The following is a 15,577-nucleotide window of genomic DNA, read 5'->3' as shown; positions in this document are numbered from 1 at the left end:
TGGGTGGTGTTGACCCTCATGCCGACGGTGGCATCGGGGTCATGAATTCAGCCGGTAATTATAGGGAATGAAGTGGCGATGTGCAGGCCTGTACCGATGCACCGGTGCGGCATAACGGGTACACTTTCGCTCTTTCCTCTTTTGAATACCACTCGACAAGGCCGCCGCATTCATGAGCGACGTTTCTGCCCGCATGCCTGTACCCGCCGCCGCGCCACTGTCTCTTGATGATGACACCCTGATCGATGAGCTGATCACCGTGCGCGATTATCTGCGCCTGTCGGTCAGCGTCTTTAACGCCCATGACCTTCATTACGGTCACGGCACGGCAAGCGCCTGGGATGAAGCCGTGGCGCTGGTGCTGGGCGCGCTGCGCCTGCCTCATGACATCGACCCGGCCATCATTGATGCCCGGGTACTGCGTATCGAACGTGCTCGCATTATTACCCTGTTGCGTGCACGCGCCGTCGAGCGTCGCCCGTTGCCCTATTTGTTGGGAGAAGCCTTCCATGCCGGCTTTGCGTTCAATGTCGATGAGCGCGTCCTGATTCCGCGCTCGCCGGTTGCCGAGCTGATCGAGTCGGGTTTTGATCTGTGGTTTGAAACGCGCGACCCGGCGCATATGCTCGATCTGTGTACCGGGTCGGGCTGTATCGGGATCGCCGCGGCGCTGATGATGCCCACGACCCACGTTATACTGGCCGATATCAGCGAAGACGCCATCGACGTGGCGCGTGCCAACATCACCCGTCACGACGTCGGGGCACGCGTGAAGGCAGTGGCCGGGGACCTTTTCGCGCCGGTGGCCGGGCAGCGCTTTGATCTGATCGTCAGCAACCCGCCCTATGTGGATGCCGGGGATCTGGGCGGCATGCCTGCCGAGTTTGGACACGAGCCGACACTGGCGCTCGGCGCCGGCGATGACGGGCTGGATATCGTTCGACGCATCCTGCGCGAGGCGCGCGAGTATCTGACCGATGATGGCGTGCTGCTCGTGGAAGTGGGCAACTCCGAGCGCCACGTGATCGAGACCTGGCCGGAGGTGCCGTTTTTGTGGCTCGAGTTCGAGCGCGGCGGGCACGGCGTGTTTGCGCTGACGGCGGCGCAGCTGGACGAATGGGCGTCGACGCTGTCGCATTGATCCACCGGATCGGGACAGGCACCGGTTTGAATTTTGATCTGTCGTGCGACCGGCCCATCGGTCTGTACGGCGCACTTTCAGGAACACAACATGTCCGGTAATACCTTCGGCAAACTCTTTACGCTGACCACCTTTGGTGAAAGCCACGGCCAGGCGCTGGGCGCCATCGTGGATGGCTGTCCGCCGGGCGTGGCGCTTTGCGAGGCGGATCTGCAGCGGGATCTGGATCGTCGTCGCCCCGGCAGTTCGCGTCATACCACGCAGCGCCGCGAAGCCGACGAGGTGCGTATTCTGTCGGGCGTGTTCGAGGGCGTTACCACCGGCACGCCGATCGGTCTGATGATCGAAAATACCGATCAGCGCTCGAAGGACTACTCGAAGATCAAGGACCAGTTCCGCCCGGCACATGCCGACTATACCTATCATCACAAGTACGGCATTCGCGACTATCGCGGCGGCGGTCGCTCGAGTGCGCGCGAGACCGCCATGAGGGTAGCCGCCGGGGCGATTGCCAAGAAGTATCTGGCGGCAAGGGGCATCAGCGTACGCGGCTACATGAGCCAGCTCGGCCCGATCACCATCGACTTCAAAAGCTGGGACGGCGTCGATGACAACCCCTTTTTCTGCCCTGACCCGGATCGCGTGCCGGAGCTTGAGGCCTACATGGATCAGCTCAGAAGGGATCAGGACAGCGTCGGCGCCCGTATCACGGTAGTGGCCGAAGGCGTGCCGGTCGGACTGGGCGAACCGGTTTTTGATCGTCTGGATGCCGAACTGGCGCACGGTTTGATGAGCATCAATGCGGTCAAGGGCGTCGAGATCGGCGCCGGTTTTGACAGCATCGCTCAGCGCGGCAGCGAGCACCGTGACGAGATGACGCCTGAAGGCTTTCTCTCCAATCATGCCGGCGGCGTACTGGGCGGCATCTCTACCGGCCAGCCGGTGGTGGCGCATCTGGCGCTCAAGCCGACCTCCAGCATTACCACGCCCGGTCGCTCGATCGACGTGCACGGCGAGGCGGTCGAGGTCATCACCAAGGGGCGTCATGACCCCTGCGTGGGTATTCGTGCCACGCCGATCGCGGAGGCCATGATGGCGCTGACCCTGATGGATCATCTGCTGCGCCAGCGCGGGCAAAACGGTGAGGTCAGCGTCGAGACGCCCCGGCTCAAACAGCGCTAGTGGCGTTTGACGGTTACTGACGCTTTTGGTGTTTCTCTGCCTCTTCGGCAAGTTCACGGGCCCGCTTCTGGCGGGCCTTTTGCCGATAGCCATAGGTGGTGGCGCGCACCGTTTCGTCACTTTCAAGGCCGGCGCCCAGCGCCCCGGCGACGGTGGCCACCGAAGTGGCAAGCCAGGCCAGCGACAGGTAATCCACGATGGCGATTTCGTGCCCCAGTGCGGTCTGTAAAAGACTCGAGGGCACAAACAGTGCCACGGCACCCAAAAACAGCCCCAGCAGCGAAACGTAGTAAAACACCACGCCCATGCCCAGAGTGATCAGGGTGGTAAGGTTATAAAGCCGCGCCATGGGGAAGGCCCGAGGATGGCGCTGCGGCTCCCACAGGCCGTGATCAAGAATGATCCAGCCAATCATGGCTGTCATGGCGGCCACCATGAGGGCGGCAAACCGCCACGGCTCATAGGCATCGCTCAAACGCCACAGGGTCGGGAAAATCAGTCCGTAGGCGCCGGTGGCAAAGGCCACGGCAATGATCTTTCGAAAGGTGGGGAATATGGTCCACGGGCGATTGGCCCGAACCATGCCGCCCAGCAGCTTGCACAGACCGGGCACGCGCCGGGCGGCGACAAAGCGGACATCGATGTCCTGCTCATCGTCCTCCACGTTGACCCGCTTGATCGGAGCGATGCGCTCGGAAAGACGCTGGCGCATCAGACCCCGGGCGTTGTGTCGACGCCACCAGTCCAGAAAGCTGCGTCGCTTGCTGAAGTGACGCGTCTGCTGGCGGTCGCGCTCGGCCTCGGAGCTGCCGTGATGCAGCTCGCTGACCAGCTGTACGATGGATTCGGCCAGCCGGCGACGCAAGGGAGAGGCGCCCAGCGCCGGCTGTGAAATGATGGCCACGCTCCGGGCCTCGCAGACTTCTGCCACGACCACCTGGCGGTCGCGAAAAACGGGTAGATCGGTAATGCAGATAATATAGTCCCACTGGCGCGACCGGCTAAGCTCATGCGCCTTGGAGAGGATGTCGCGGGTGCTGTCCTCGGCACCGATCAGCGGGTCGGTGACGCGGTCCAGCTGCCACTGGCAGGTGTCGTCGACCTCGCGGCAGAGATGATCGGCCAGCTCGTCAATGATCAGCGACACCAGCTGCTCGGGAAATTCGGGCGCCGGTATCAGGCCCACCGTCAGCGTGGAAGCCGTGTGACGATCACTTGTCTCTGATGAATCCTGCAAGCGGGATGCGGCCTGGCTACTTGTATCGGGTGGCATGTGATCTGCAATGTTTTTAAAGGGCAAGCGTTCGGCATCAACGCCGATGCCAGAGTCTGGTGCAGAAAGTGACTTTCATCACGCTATTGTGTTGAAACGCGCGCCGATACAAACGCTTGAAGCACAAAAAGTTACGCTGAGTTACTCTATTTCGCGTCGACAGGGCCCAGGATGGGGGAGGGGTGGTATGTCTTCGACGGACACAATATCTTCGATGAGAAGCAATATGCTGCATGAAATCAGCACTCAGGCCGACGTCTTCGGCCTGCTGCATCAGGAAGCCCTTGCTGCCACTCGGGATGAGCCCCTGCTGGCGGCAATGCTCGACGCCCATGTGGTATCGCAATCCCGCCTGGAAGGATGTCTGACCTCTGTCATGGCATCAACGCTTGCCGACAGGACACTGTCGGTCGAGGCGTTGACGTGTTGTTTTCAGGGCCTTTATCAGGCGCACCCGTCTCTGGTCGAGAGCGCGGCATGTGACATGACAGCGGTTCTCGAACGTGACGCCGCCAGCAGCGACTATCTGCCCATCATGCTCTATCTCAAGGGCTTTCAGGCGCTGCAGGCGCATCGCCTGGCGCATGCTCTGTGGGGTGACGATCGGCGCATTCTGGCGCGTGCACTGCACCATCGCGCCACCCAGGTCTTTGGCATCGACATTCATCCGGCCTGTCGCGTGGGGCGCGGGGTCATGCTCGATCACGGGACGGGCATTGTCATTGGCGAGACCGCCGAGATCGGCGACAACGTCTCGATCATGCAGGGCGTGACGCTTGGCGGCACCGGCAAGGAGAGCGGCGATCGCCACCCCAAGGTGCGCAGCGGTGTCCTGATCGGTGCCGGCGCCACCGTGCTGGGCAATATCGAGATCGGCCATGGCGCCCAGATCGGGGCCGGGAGCGTGGTGCTGGCTCGTGTGCTCGAGCACACCACGGTGGTGGGCATTCCCGCACGTCAGGCCGGTCGGCCGCGATGTCCGAGCCCGTCGGTCACCATGGAGCACGGCAGTTTTCAGCACGTGGCCAGCCCCCAGTGGTACCAACAGGGCAGCTGAGACGTTCTGAGCACACGCGATACACAAGGGGCCGGTCACATGACCGGCCCCTTTTTGTACGACACGTTTTGTGCGACACACGCTGGATCAGAACTGCCAGCCCACGCCGAAGTAGTAGCCCCAGCCGGTGCTGCGCACGCGGAAATCGCCGTCGCCGAAGTTCAGCTCGCTGCCGTCGTTCCACTGGCCGCCATTATGGAAATAGCGTGCCACGGCCATGAAGCGAAGGTGCGTAAAGGAGTAGACAAAAGCGTTGGTGGCCACCACCGATTCGTTGGTGCGCGTCGGGTCGTCGTCGCCCAGATCCGAGCCGAAATCATAGTTGGTGAAGCCGGCATAGAAGAGGCTGGCTCCGTTATCAAAGCTTGCCAGCGGGTAGCTGTACTCGAGCTGGGCGCGATAGCCGTCCCAGCTGTTTTCGTTATCCGCTCCGTAGTTCTCCCACTGATACCTGCCGTAGAAGTTGAACGAGACATCCAGCGGCGTGCCGGTGTCGATATCGCTGCCCAGACCGGTATAGAGCGTGTTCTGGCGATTGTCGCTGTTGTGCCCCCAGTCATAGATCCAGTTGGCCGCCAGATACCATTCGCTCACAGGCCCCAGGCTCAGATCGCGCCCGCTGAGCTCGTTAAGCGACAGTCGTGGCTTGATCTCGGCAAAGATCGGCGAGCCGTTGTCAAATATCCCGCTGTCGGCGGCATTGCCGATGCCGAAAAACTTGGGCATGTCGATGTAGCCGTAGAGATCCAGCGGCCCCTTGCGACCAAAGAACTCGTATTCCAGATAGACATCATCGATGCGCTGTGGCCCGAAGCGGATGTCCTTGCTGCCGATGACGGTGACGTTCTGGTTGTACCAGTCCGACAGATAGGCGCTGCGCGGCGCATCATCGGTGGTTTCGTAGCTGGCGGTTTCACCCGAGGCCGCCGAGCCATCGGGCGTCTGCGGGTCGGCCTGTACCGATAGCGGCAGCAGCAGGACGGTCGCGATCAGAACACGGGGCATGCCATGCGACGCACGCAGGCTCGCCCGGCATGTGATGGGCATGCGTAGAGGGTTGGACATGATCATTCCTTGCAAGACGTTGTGTTGTTATTGATCAGGTTATCGTTGTGTTTGGCAGGTTGGCTCTACCGGCTGAAATGGCACCATGCCGGGGATAATGATGCAACTACTGCAGGGTCGGCGATGGTTTAAACATCACCTGTCGCCTGTCGGGACGACTCCAGCAGATCGATCATGGCGCGGGCGGCGTTGGAAAGCGTGCGGTTTTCATGAAAGAGATAGCCCAGCGGGCGCTCGATCGGGGGGCGATCCACATCAAGGCGATGCACGCTGTCGTCAATCAGGGTCTCGGGCAACACGCTCCATCCCAGTCCGGTGCTGACCATCATCTTGAGTGTCTCCAGATAGTTGGTAGACATCGACACACTCACCTCAAGTCCCTCGCGGGCAAAGGCGCTCATGACCATGGCACGGGTAAAGGTCTGCTCGCCGGGCAGCACGGCGTCCACCCGACTGAGCCGGGCCAGACTCAGCGATGGTTCATGTGCCAGCGCATGGTCCGGGGCGCAGACAAAGTGAAGCTGATCGACCCATAGCCCGGTGGCGACCAGCGGTGGCGCCGTTTGAGGGGCAAGCGTTGCCAGCGCCAGCTCCAGCGAGCCATCAAGGACCCCCTGATAGGCCTGCTCGGAGTCCATGAAGCGCATATCCAGGCGCACGTCCGGCCAGCGGCGGGTGTAGTCGCGCAGCACCGGCGGCAGACGATGCAGTCCGATGTGGTGGCTGGTGGCCAGGCTCAACCGGCCGCGCACCGTCCCGCTCAGGCGAGTCAGTGCCCGTTGGGTATCCTCGAACAGACCCAGAATCTCCCTGGCGCGCGGCAGCAGCGTATGACCGGCCTCGGTCAGCGCGATGCGCCGGCCGATGCGATCAAAGAGCCGGGCATCCGTTTGCGATTCAAGCGTGGCAATGCGTTTGCTCACCGCGGACTGCGTCAGATGAATCTGTTCGGCGGCCAGCGAAAAGGAGCCGCACTCGGCCACGGCGACAAAGGCCCGCAGGCTTTCGGTTTCCATCTATTCCTCTCCGGAATGCATGGCATGAATAGGATGAATTGCTTTCATGGTATATCGCGGCGTAGGCTGGGCGCCATACAGGTGCTGATGAGCCCGTCGACAACAAGAGCTCCAGAGCATCATGGACCGTGAAAGCGCCCCGAGCGCAAGGAGAGACGACATGGCAGGACAGACGCTTTATGACAAGCTCTGGGCATCGCATCTGGTGTCCAGCCGGGATGACGGTACCTCATTGATCTATATCGACCGTCATCTGCTTCATGAGGTGACCTCGCCGCAGGCCTTTGAAGGGCTGCGTCTGGCCGATCGTCGCCCCTGGCGCATCGATGCCAACATTGCCACCGCCGATCACAACGTGCCGACCTCTCTGAAAGAGCGTAGCGCCGGTATTGCGGGTATCGAGGACAACGTCTCGCGCATCCAGGTCCAGACGCTGGATGACAACACCACCAGCTTTGGCATCGAGACCTTTGGCATCAACGATGTGCGTCAGGGCATCGTGCACATCATCGGCCCCGAGCAGGGCGCGACGCTGCCGGGCATGACCGTGGTCTGCGGCGATTCGCATACCGCCACGCACGGCGCCTTCGGCGCGCTGGCGCATGGCATCGGCACCTCCGAGGTCGAGCATGTGCTGGCCACGCAGTGTCTGATCCAGCGCAAGATGAAGAACATGCAGGTGCGCGTTGAAGGTCAGCTCGGGCTTCACGTGACCGCCAAGGACATCGTGCTGGCTGTCATCGGTGAGATCGGCACGGCCGGCGGCACCGGCTACGCCATCGAGTTTGCCGGCAGCGCCATTCGGGATCTCTCCATGGAAGGTCGCATGACGATCTGCAACATGGCGATCGAAGCAGGCGCCCGCGTGGGACTGGTGGCGGTGGATGACACCACTATCAATTACGTCAAGGGTCGCCCCTTCGCCCCGACGCCCGAGCAGTGGGACGCCGCGGTCGAGAGCTGGCAATCGCTGGTATCCGATGACGACGCCGCCTTTGACAAGGTGGTCACACTCGACGCCACCGCCATCGAGCCGCAGGTCAGCTGGGGCACCAGTCCTGAAATGGTCGTGGGCATTCACGGCAGCGTGCCCGACCCGGCAGCAGCCGAGGATGAGACCACGCGTCGCGGCCTCGACCGCGCCTTGGAGTACATGGGGCTGCACGCCGGCCAGAAAATCACCGATATCCGGCTGGACCGGGTGTTTATCGGGTCGTGCACCAACGCGCGCATCGAGGATCTGCGTGCCGCGGCGGCCGTGGTCAAGGGCCGCGAGGTGGCCGGCAGCATCAAGCAGGCGATGGTGGTCCCCGGCTCCGGGCTGGTGAAGCGTCAGGCCGAGCAGGAAGGGCTGGATCAGGTGTTTATTGACGCCGGTTTCGAGTGGCGCGAGGCGGGCTGCTCGATGTGTCTGGCCATGAACGCCGACAAGCTGGGCGCCGGCGAGCACTGCGCCTCGACCTCGAATCGCAACTTCGAGGGGCGTCAGGGCTACGGCGGGCGCACGCATCTGGTTAGTCCGGTCATGGCCGCTGCGGCCGCCGTGACCGGTCACTTTGTTGATGTTCGCGAGTTCGTGGACACGCCCGTGCCGACCAAACGCGCCGCCGGGCTTTAAGCGCTCGACCACGCCATTTTCAAGGAAACCGCCATGAAAGCCTTTGTCCGCCAAAAGGGTCTGGTTGCGCCGCTGGATCGTGCCAACGTCGATACCGACCTGATTATCCCGAAGCAGTTTCTCAAGTCGATCAAGCGCACCGGCTTTGGACCCAATCTCTTCGATGAGCTGCGCTATCTCGATGAGGGCTACCCGGGTCAGGATTGCTCGAACCGACCGATCAATCCGGAGTTCGTGCTCAATCAGCCGCGCTATGAGGGCGCCAGCGTGCTGCTGGCGCGCAAGAACTTTGGCTGCGGCAGCTCGCGCGAGCACGCGCCCTGGGCGCTGGAAGATTTTGGCTTTCGCGTCATCATCGCGCCGAGCTTTGCCGATATCTTTTTCAACAACGCCTTTAAAAACGGGCTGCTGCTGATTCAGCTCGATGAGGCCACGGTGGATCATTTGTTCGAGGCGGTTGAAAAAACGCCCGGCTATCGTCTGGATGTCGATCTGATCGAGCAAAAGATCATGACCCCCGAGGGGGAGGCGATCGAGTTCGAGGTCGACCCGTTTCGCAAGTACTGCCTTGAAAACGGCCTGGACGATATCGGCCTGACGCTGACCGACAACAGTGATGCGATTCGCGAGTTCGAAACGCGTCATCGCGCCTCGCAGCCGTGGCTGTTTCGCGGGGAAGCGGCCAATCAGGCCTGAGGCAATGGTCCTTGCAGATTTACGGGTGTCGGCAGGTCGTAGTACCCCGACACCCGGTATTTCCTTTATGTCAGAAACGTACCATGCCCGAACGGGGATGGCGTCAACGGAATTGTCATGACACAACGTATTCTTGTCCTGCCGGGTGACGGCATCGGCCCCGAAATTACTCGCCAGGCGCGCCGCGTACTGGACGCCTGTCGCAACGCGGGCCTTGATATCGATATCGAGGAAGCCCCGGTCGGCGGCGCCGAAATCGATCGCTCCGGCGTGCCGCTGGCCCCCGAGACGCTGGAAAAGGCCAAAGCGGCGGACGCCATCCTGCTGGGCGCCGTGGGCGGGCCGAAGTGGGACACCATGCCCGATATCAGCAATCGTCCGGAAAAGGGCCTTCTGGCACTGCGCAAGGAGCTCAATCTCTTTGGCAATCTGCGCCCGGCGCTGTTGTATCCGCAGCTGGTCGAGGCCTCGAGTCTCAAGCCGGAGGTCGTCTCAGGCCTTGATATCATGATCGTGCGTGAATTGACCGGCGGGATCTATTTCGGCCAGCCGCGCGGGCGTGAGACGCGTGAAGACGGCACGCGCTACGGCTACAACACTTACGTCTATGACGAGCACGAGATTCGCCGCATTGGCCGGGTGGCGTTCGAGATGGCGCAAAAGCGCGGCAAAAAGCTCTGCAGTGTCGACAAGGCCAACGTGCTGGAAGTCACCATTTTGTGGCGCGACATCATGAACGAGCTGGCGCCGGAATATCCGGATGTCGAGCTCTCGCACATGTATGTGGACAACGCGGCCATGCAGCTGGTGCGCGCGCCCAAGCAGTTTGACGTGATCGTCACCGGCAACATGTTCGGCGACATTCTCTCCGATGCGGCCGCCATGCTGACCGGCTCGATCGGCATGCTGCCCTCGGCCTCGCTCAATGAGAGCGGGCAGGGCATGTTCGAACCCTGCCACGGCAGCGCACCGGATATTGCCGGCCAGGGGCTGGCCAACCCGTTGGCGACCATTTTGTCGGTGGCCATGATGCTGCGCTACTCCCTGGGCGCGCCTGAGCTGGCCGCACGCATCGAGCAGGCGGTAGGCTCGGTGCTGGATCAGAACCTGCGCACCGCGGACATCGCCTACGAAGGCACTCGGCAGGTCACGACCGAGGAGATGGGTGACGCCGTGCTCGCCGTCTTCAACGCGGCCTGAGATCCTCGACATCGCTCAACCATGGCGGGGCACGCCCGCCTGCAGACGGCAGCGAGCCGGGGTGCTCGCTGCCGTTTTCTTTCATGGCGGCGGCAAGGGCCGTTAAGTGGCGTTGTCGAGGATCGCCCGGGTAGACTGAAAACATGGCCCCGGATCCCTAGGAGAGAACATGTCGTCAACGCAGGGTCGCTGGCAAATTCGTCGCGCCCAGCCCCGCGACGCCGAAGCTGTCGCCGAGATATTCAATCGCGATGAAGTCTATCCCTGCACCATGCAGCTGCCCTGGAGTGGCGTCGAGCGCTGGCGCACTTTTCTGGAACGGGGCGAGACGGGACAGCATATCTGGCTGTGTGCCTGTGACCCGCAGCAACCGGACAGGGCACTGGGCCTTGTCGGCCTGCATCCGGTCAGCGACACGCCGCGCGTGGCCCATGTGCGAACACTCGGGCTTTCTGTTCATCCCGACTACGCCGGTCAGGGCATGGGCGGACAGCTTTTAAGGGCCGCCATCGACATGGCAGACAACTGGCTGAACGTCACCCGCCTGAGCCTTGGCGTCTACAGCCATAATCAGCGGGCCATCGCGCTTTATGAACGTCACGGCTTTGTGCGCGAAGGTTTGAGCCGTGGAGTGGCCTTTGGTCATGGCCGCTATCTGGACAGCCTTGAAATGGCGCGTCTGCATCCGCGGCTTGTGCGGGAACTCGAGGCACAGGGCGAGTGTGATGCGACGCCCTCCAATCATTTATCACAATAGGGGAACACGAGATGTTGAGAACCGGATTTGTCGGCTGGCGCGGGATGGTGGGCTCCGTGCTGTTGCAGCGCATGCTGGAAGAGGACGGCTTCAGGCAGATCGAGCCGGTCTTTTTTACCACCTCTCAGGCGGGCAGGCCCGGGCCTGACGTGGGTGTCGACGTACCTGCGCTCAAGGACGCGTTCGATATTCAGGCGCTGGCCGAGCTGGATGTGATCGTGACCTGTCAGGGCGGCGATTACACCAGCGAGGTGTACCAGAAGCTGCGCGACGCCGGCTGGAAAGGTTACTGGATCGATGCGGCCAGCACCCTGCGCATGGCAGATGAGACGGTCATCGTGCTGGACCCGGTCAACCGGCAGGTGATCGATCAGCGTCTGGACGAGGGTTTTAAAACGTTTGCCGGCGGCAACTGCACGGTCAGTCTGATGCTGATGGGGCTGGGCGGTCTGTATGAGGCAGGCCTTGTCGAATGGATGAGCTCCATGAGCTATCAGGCGGCCTCCGGGGCTGGCGCGCAGAACATGCGTGAGCTGCTCAACCAGATGTCGATGGTGGGCAACGCAGCGCGCGCCGAGCTGGACGACCCGGCCTCCGCAATTCTGGATATCGATCGCAAGGTCAGCGAGGCCATGCGTGGCAGTGACTTTCCCATCGAGCAGTTTGGCGCACCGCTGGGCGGCAGCTTGCTGCCGTGGATCGACAAGAAGATGGACAACGGTCAGAGCAAGGAAGAGTGGAAGGGCGGCGTTGAAAGCAACAAGATTCTCGGCATGGCGCCCAACACGGTGCCGGTCGACGGTCTGTGCGTGCGGATCGGCTCGATGCGCTCTCACGCGCAGGCCTTTACGATCAAGTTGACACGTGATGTGCCGATAGACGAGATCGAGGATCGAATTGCACGTCATAACGATTGGGTCAGCGTGGTGCCCAATGACAAGGACGCCACCCTTGCGCGCCTGACGCCGGCGGCCGTGACCGGCACGCTGGATGTGCCGGTGGGTCGTCTGCGCAAGATGGCCATGGGCGGAGAGTATCTCTCTGCCTTTACGGTCGGGGATCAGCTGCTGTGGGGCGCCGCCGAGCCGCTGCGGCGCATGCTGGCGCTGCTGGTCGAGCGCCACTGACGCCGTCTGCCATCGTTATGCTCATCAGGGCGCCTCATCGAGGCGCCCTTTTTGTTTCACCGCTGTGGAGAGTATCGATGGCCGAACGGCCCTGGCATTTGCGTATACGAAGCGTTGTGATGGCCACGCTTTTGATGTCGGCGTCCATGACGTCACAGGCCGTGGGTCTTGCCACACCGCAGGTCATGTCGGGCTTTAACGAGCCCCTGAGGGCGCGCGTGGCGCTGCTCGATACCGGCGCACTGCGCGCCGATGACGTTCGCGTGGCTCTGGCAGACAGCGAGCGCTGGCAGGCCATGGATGTGGTGCGAAGTGCCGATACCGATACGCTGCGACTGGCCGTCAACGGCCGCCCCGGTCATCTTTATCTGGAGGTGCAGGGCAGCCGGCCACTCGCCACGCCCTGGCTTGATGTGGTGCTGACCCTGAACTGGCCTCAGGGCGAGCTGACGCCACAGCTGACGCTACTGCCATCGACCGGTGGTGTCACCGATCATCAGGCAAGCACCGCTGCTGGCGCAACTTCCGACAGGCCGGCGGCGGGTGAGCGCTTCGCCGCAACAAGCGAGACCAGCCGTAATCAGGGCGGCGAGCGTCAGACGCGGGAAGCGCCGGCGCAGGACACCCGACGTCTTGCCGCGCTCGAAGAGAGGATTGATCGTCTGGAGCAGCAGCTGAGCGCCAGTCGAGAGGCGCAGACCAATCTGATGTCGGCGCTGGAATCCGTCAGGGCGCAGTCGCTCGCCGGTCAGGATTCGTTCGATACCGCCGGGATGACAGCGCTGGTATCGCGTCAGCAGGCGCTGGAAAGCCGTCTGGATCAACTGGACCAGAACGGGCTTACGGCCGCGGCCACTGCCGACCCCGTTGTACAAGAAGCGGCACCACTGCAGGACACCTCCCCCCAGGAGGCATCAGTCGCGCCAGTACCCGAGTCCACCATTGATGGACGCGACAGTGGATTTGTCTGGACCTGGGCACTGGCATCGCTTCTGTTGCTGTTGGCCGGAGGATGGGCTCTGCTGTGCCGCTGGCAACAAAAGCGCTATCGACTGGTCAGCGCCACAGAGCTGTCGCCGATGAGCAACCCCTCCAGGACTGACGGTGAGGCGGCCTCTTCCCTTGAGGCAAGCGGTGAGGATCAGGGTGACAACGTCATCCACGCCGAACAGGATGCGGCATGGAGCGCCCATCGCGCCCAGGTCGAGGCGATCTGCAGTGAAGCTGAGGTCTTTCGTCGCCACGGCCGGCGGGATCATGCAGTCACCATGCTCGAAAAGGGGCTTGAGCAGTACCCGAACGATTTTCAGCTGATACGGGCGCTGGCCGCACTGGAGGCCACTGCGCCAAACGATGAGCCCGGTGACGACAAAAAGGACGAACAGCGCCATCAGACAGCATCGGACCCCATTTCTGATGAGACGCCGGCGTTTGCGCCGTCGTGGTCACTTGAGTCGTTTGCGCAGCACGATGAGGTCGAATCAGGGCAGGGCAGCGCTTTCGGTGTCACTGACAGAAGGACGGAGCCTGTCACGGCGCCGACGGCCGATTTCCCTCACGACTGGGCACTGGAAGAGGTGGCATTCGAGGGCGGCGATGCGGATAATGAGCGCCCCGATGCAGATCGTTTACGTCGCCACGCCTGACGGGGGTGGTTCGATGTCGATCCCTCAAATCACATGAGGGCTTGCGACCGCGCGACAGTCAGGATTTTCGTGGTCGCAAGCCCCTGCATTACCGAGTCACATGTCTCTTTTTACACGACTGGATGAAACCGAACGCGTCAGCGGCCGTATTGCGCTGGGACTTGAGTACCGTGGTACGGCCTATCAGGGCTGGCAGCGCCTGAGTCACGGCCCCTCCCTCCAAGCCGCCCTTGAGAAGGCGCTTTCCCGCATTGCGCAATCGCCCATCGAGGTCATGTGCAGCGGACGCACCGACAGCGGCGTGCATGCCACCCGCCAGATCGTGCATTTTGATACCACGAGTGCACGCACGCTGAAAGCCTGGGTCATGGGCACCAACGTGAAGCTGCCGCGTGACATGTCGGTTCGCTGGGCGCGCGTCATGCCTTTTGACTTTCACGCCCGCTTTTCAAGCCTGGCGCGCCGCTACCGCTACGTGATCATCAATCAGCCCATGCCGCCGGCACTCGACGCCGAGCACATGACCTGGCATCGCACTCCGCTGGATGAAACGCGCATGCACGAAGCGGCGCAGGCGCTGGTCGGCGAAAACGACTTTTCCGCCTATCGCGCCGCGGGCTGCCAATCCAGTACGCCCTGGCGCCATGTGCATTTCGTTGAAGTCACGCGTGCCGGGCCGCTGGTCGTGATCGATATTCAGGCCAATGCCTTTTTGCATCACATGGTGCGCAATATCGCCGGCGTGTTGCTGACCATCGGCGACAAGCGACGCGATATTTCCCGGACGCGTGACATTCTGGAAGGCCGGGACCGCACCCTCTCCGAGGCAACGGCGCCGGCACAGGGTTTGCACTTCGTGGATGTGTACTATGATCCACGCTTTGAGCTGCCCTCGGAGCCGCTGGGTCCGGCTGAGTTTTACTTCAGCGGCGAGTGGACCGGTGAGCGGACACTGCCTGCTTCGAACTATCAGCGACCGGTCTATCGCGGTGAACCGCCAGGACATTTGTAATCGCCAGGACCTCTATAAATGCGAACCCGAATCAAGATTTGTGGCCTGACCCGTGAAGCGGATGTCGATGCTGCAGTAGAGGCCGGCGCCGATGCGCTGGGATTTGTCATGTGGCCCGGCAGCAAGCGGGCGCTGACGGTAGAGCGACTCGAGCGTCTGGCCGCCCGGGTGCCGCCCTTTGTGACCCGGGTGGGGCTTTTTGTGGATCAGGAGGCCGATGTCGTCATGCGCTGCGCGCCCTGGCTTGACATGCTTCAGTTTCACGGCAACGAGGCGCCCGAAGCCTGTGACCTTTACGGCATGAGCTGGCTCAAGGCGCTGCGCATGCGCGATGATATCGATCTCGCCCATGAGGCCGAGCGCTATCACCGCGCCCGCGGTCTGCTGCTGGATGCCTATCGCCCCGGCGTACCCGGCGGCACCGGTGAAACCTTTGACTGGTCACGAGTGCCGCGCGATCCGGCACTGCCGATGATACTCGCCGGTGGTCTGACGCCGGACAACATAGCCCGGGCCGTCGATCAGGTGGCGCCCTTTGGTGTGGATGTTTCCGGTGGCGTGGAGGCCGGTGCCGGCATCAAGGACCCTGACCTGATCAGGGCCTTCATTGATCGGGTGCAAAACGCTGACGGCGCGTCGCGTACCCTTTGATGCCGACAGGCGAGGCAGGGGTTGTGCGGTGTTGATGCACGCCGGACTGGCCCTCGCTACCGCCGATGATTGATAATGGGCAAATGCGCCATACGCTTTTGCGGCGCGCCCATTTTAAAAGACTGACCATCAACGA

General features: G+C 62.3%; 15 protein-coding genes. 11 read left to right on the top strand and 4 right to left on the bottom strand.

Annotated features, from left to right (window positions below; genetic code table 11):
- Positions 1-172: 172 nt before the first annotated feature.
- Together prmB and aroC are read left to right on the top strand one after the other, a co-directional pair.
- Positions 173-1,141: a 50S ribosomal protein L3 N(5)-glutamine methyltransferase gene (prmB, locus tag ACS92L_RS05960; protein ID WP_438767710.1), complete on the top strand. Its 969-nt coding sequence runs from the start codon at positions 173-175 to the stop codon at positions 1,139-1,141.
- Between the two features lie 90 nt (positions 1,142-1,231).
- Positions 1,232-2,323, top strand: coding sequence for a chorismate synthase (aroC, locus tag ACS92L_RS05955; protein ID WP_438767709.1), 1,092 nt, complete (start codon positions 1,232-1,234; stop codon positions 2,321-2,323).
- A 13-nt stretch (positions 2,324-2,336) separates the two neighbouring features.
- Here aroC and ACS92L_RS05950 read toward each other — a convergent pair whose 3' ends face one another.
- Positions 2,337-3,560, bottom strand: coding sequence for a hypothetical protein (locus ACS92L_RS05950; RefSeq protein WP_438767708.1), 1,224 nt, complete (start codon positions 3,558-3,560; stop codon positions 2,337-2,339).
- A gap of 262 nt (positions 3,561-3,822) precedes the next feature.
- On the opposite strand from ACS92L_RS05950, the gene cysE reads away from it, so the two are divergent.
- Positions 3,823-4,653 carry a serine O-acetyltransferase gene (gene cysE, locus ACS92L_RS05945; RefSeq protein ID WP_438767707.1) on the top strand — a complete coding sequence of 277 codons (831 nt, stop codon included), beginning with the start codon at positions 3,823-3,825 and terminating at the stop codon, positions 4,651-4,653.
- 87 nt (positions 4,654-4,740) lie between these two features.
- Here cysE and ACS92L_RS05940 read toward each other — a convergent pair whose 3' ends face one another.
- Positions 4,741-5,718: a nucleoside-specific channel-forming protein Tsx gene (locus ACS92L_RS05940; protein WP_438767706.1), complete on the bottom strand. Its 978-nt coding sequence runs from the start codon at positions 5,716-5,718 to the stop codon at positions 4,741-4,743.
- A 128-nt stretch (positions 5,719-5,846) separates the two neighbouring features.
- Positions 5,847-6,734, bottom strand: coding sequence for a LysR family transcriptional regulator (locus ACS92L_RS05935; RefSeq protein WP_438767705.1), 888 nt, complete (start codon positions 6,732-6,734; stop codon positions 5,847-5,849).
- Between the two features lie 160 nt (positions 6,735-6,894).
- Between ACS92L_RS05935 and leuC the strand changes: the two genes are divergently transcribed.
- From leuC to leuB, 3 genes are all read left to right on the top strand, one after another.
- The gene (gene leuC, locus ACS92L_RS05930) at positions 6,895-8,352 is read left to right on the top strand and encodes a 3-isopropylmalate dehydratase large subunit (RefSeq protein WP_438767703.1); all 1,458 of its coding nucleotides are present in this window, start codon (positions 6,895-6,897) and stop codon (positions 8,350-8,352) included.
- Between the two features lie 33 nt (positions 8,353-8,385).
- Positions 8,386-9,048, top strand: coding sequence for a 3-isopropylmalate dehydratase small subunit (gene leuD / locus ACS92L_RS05925; RefSeq protein WP_438767702.1), 663 nt, complete (start codon positions 8,386-8,388; stop codon positions 9,046-9,048).
- Between the two features lie 117 nt (positions 9,049-9,165).
- A complete protein-coding gene (gene leuB, locus ACS92L_RS05920) occupies positions 9,166-10,248 on the top strand; it encodes a 3-isopropylmalate dehydrogenase (RefSeq protein ID WP_438767700.1) in 1,083 nt (360 codons plus the stop codon).
- On the opposite strand, the gene ACS92L_RS05915 is transcribed toward leuB, so the two are convergent.
- Positions 10,235-10,393: a hypothetical protein gene (locus ACS92L_RS05915; RefSeq protein ID WP_438767698.1), complete on the bottom strand. Its 159-nt coding sequence runs from the start codon at positions 10,391-10,393 to the stop codon at positions 10,235-10,237. The genes leuB and ACS92L_RS05915 overlap by 14 nt on opposite strands.
- Positions 10,394-10,417: 24 nt before the next feature.
- On the opposite strand from ACS92L_RS05915, the gene ACS92L_RS05910 reads away from it, so the two are divergent.
- From ACS92L_RS05910 to ACS92L_RS05890, 5 genes are all read left to right on the top strand, one after another.
- Entirely contained in the window at positions 10,418-11,005 is a 588-nt protein-coding gene (locus ACS92L_RS05910) for a GNAT family N-acetyltransferase (protein ID WP_438767696.1), read from the top strand.
- Between the two features lie 11 nt (positions 11,006-11,016).
- Positions 11,017-12,132, top strand: a complete 1,116-nt coding sequence (gene asd / locus ACS92L_RS05905) for an aspartate-semialdehyde dehydrogenase (protein ID WP_438767695.1) — start codon at positions 11,017-11,019, stop codon at positions 12,130-12,132.
- 77 nt (positions 12,133-12,209) lie between these two features.
- The gene (locus ACS92L_RS05900; RefSeq protein WP_438767693.1) at positions 12,210-13,778 is read left to right on the top strand and encodes a type IV pilus assembly protein FimV; all 1,569 of its coding nucleotides are present in this window, start codon (positions 12,210-12,212) and stop codon (positions 13,776-13,778) included.
- 100 nt (positions 13,779-13,878) lie between these two features.
- Positions 13,879-14,790, top strand: coding sequence for a tRNA pseudouridine(38-40) synthase TruA (gene truA, locus ACS92L_RS05895; protein WP_438767691.1), 912 nt, complete (start codon positions 13,879-13,881; stop codon positions 14,788-14,790).
- Between the two features lie 18 nt (positions 14,791-14,808).
- On the top strand, positions 14,809-15,441 hold the full coding sequence (locus tag ACS92L_RS05890) for a phosphoribosylanthranilate isomerase (protein WP_438767690.1): 633 nt from the start codon (positions 14,809-14,811) through the stop codon (positions 15,439-15,441).
- Positions 15,442-15,577 lie beyond the last annotated feature (136 nt).

This window comes from Kushneria halocnemicola, assembly GCF_965650455.1.
Taxonomy (GTDB): domain Bacteria; phylum Pseudomonadota; class Gammaproteobacteria; order Pseudomonadales; family Halomonadaceae; genus Kushneria.
Note: the sequence above shows the minus strand (reverse complement) of the source record. Positions and strands in the feature narration are given on the sequence as shown.

Coding starts and splice junctions, on each gene's coding strand:
- leuD (WP_438767702.1), top strand. CDS start 8,386: ATGAAAGCCTTTGTCCGCCAAAAGGGTCTGGTTGCGCCGCTGGATCGT.
- prmB (WP_438767710.1), top strand. CDS start 173: ATGAGCGACGTTTCTGCCCGCATGCCTGTACCCGCCGCCGCGCCACTG.
- ACS92L_RS05915 (WP_438767698.1), bottom strand. CDS start 10,393: ATGTTTTCAGTCTACCCGGGCGATCCTCGACAACGCCACTTAACGGCC.
- leuB (WP_438767700.1), top strand. CDS start 9,166: ATGACACAACGTATTCTTGTCCTGCCGGGTGACGGCATCGGCCCCGAA.
- truA (WP_438767691.1), top strand. CDS start 13,879: ATGTCTCTTTTTACACGACTGGATGAAACCGAACGCGTCAGCGGCCGT.
- ACS92L_RS05910 (WP_438767696.1), top strand. CDS start 10,418: ATGTCGTCAACGCAGGGTCGCTGGCAAATTCGTCGCGCCCAGCCCCGC.
- ACS92L_RS05935 (WP_438767705.1), bottom strand. CDS start 6,734: ATGGAAACCGAAAGCCTGCGGGCCTTTGTCGCCGTGGCCGAGTGCGGC.
- cysE (WP_438767707.1), top strand. CDS start 3,823: ATGCTGCATGAAATCAGCACTCAGGCCGACGTCTTCGGCCTGCTGCAT.
- ACS92L_RS05890 (WP_438767690.1), top strand. CDS start 14,809: ATGCGAACCCGAATCAAGATTTGTGGCCTGACCCGTGAAGCGGATGTC.
- ACS92L_RS05900 (WP_438767693.1), top strand. CDS start 12,210: ATGGCCGAACGGCCCTGGCATTTGCGTATACGAAGCGTTGTGATGGCC.
- aroC (WP_438767709.1), top strand. CDS start 1,232: ATGTCCGGTAATACCTTCGGCAAACTCTTTACGCTGACCACCTTTGGT.
- asd (WP_438767695.1), top strand. CDS start 11,017: ATGTTGAGAACCGGATTTGTCGGCTGGCGCGGGATGGTGGGCTCCGTG.
- leuC (WP_438767703.1), top strand. CDS start 6,895: ATGGCAGGACAGACGCTTTATGACAAGCTCTGGGCATCGCATCTGGTG.
- ACS92L_RS05940 (WP_438767706.1), bottom strand. CDS start 5,718: ATGTCCAACCCTCTACGCATGCCCATCACATGCCGGGCGAGCCTGCGT.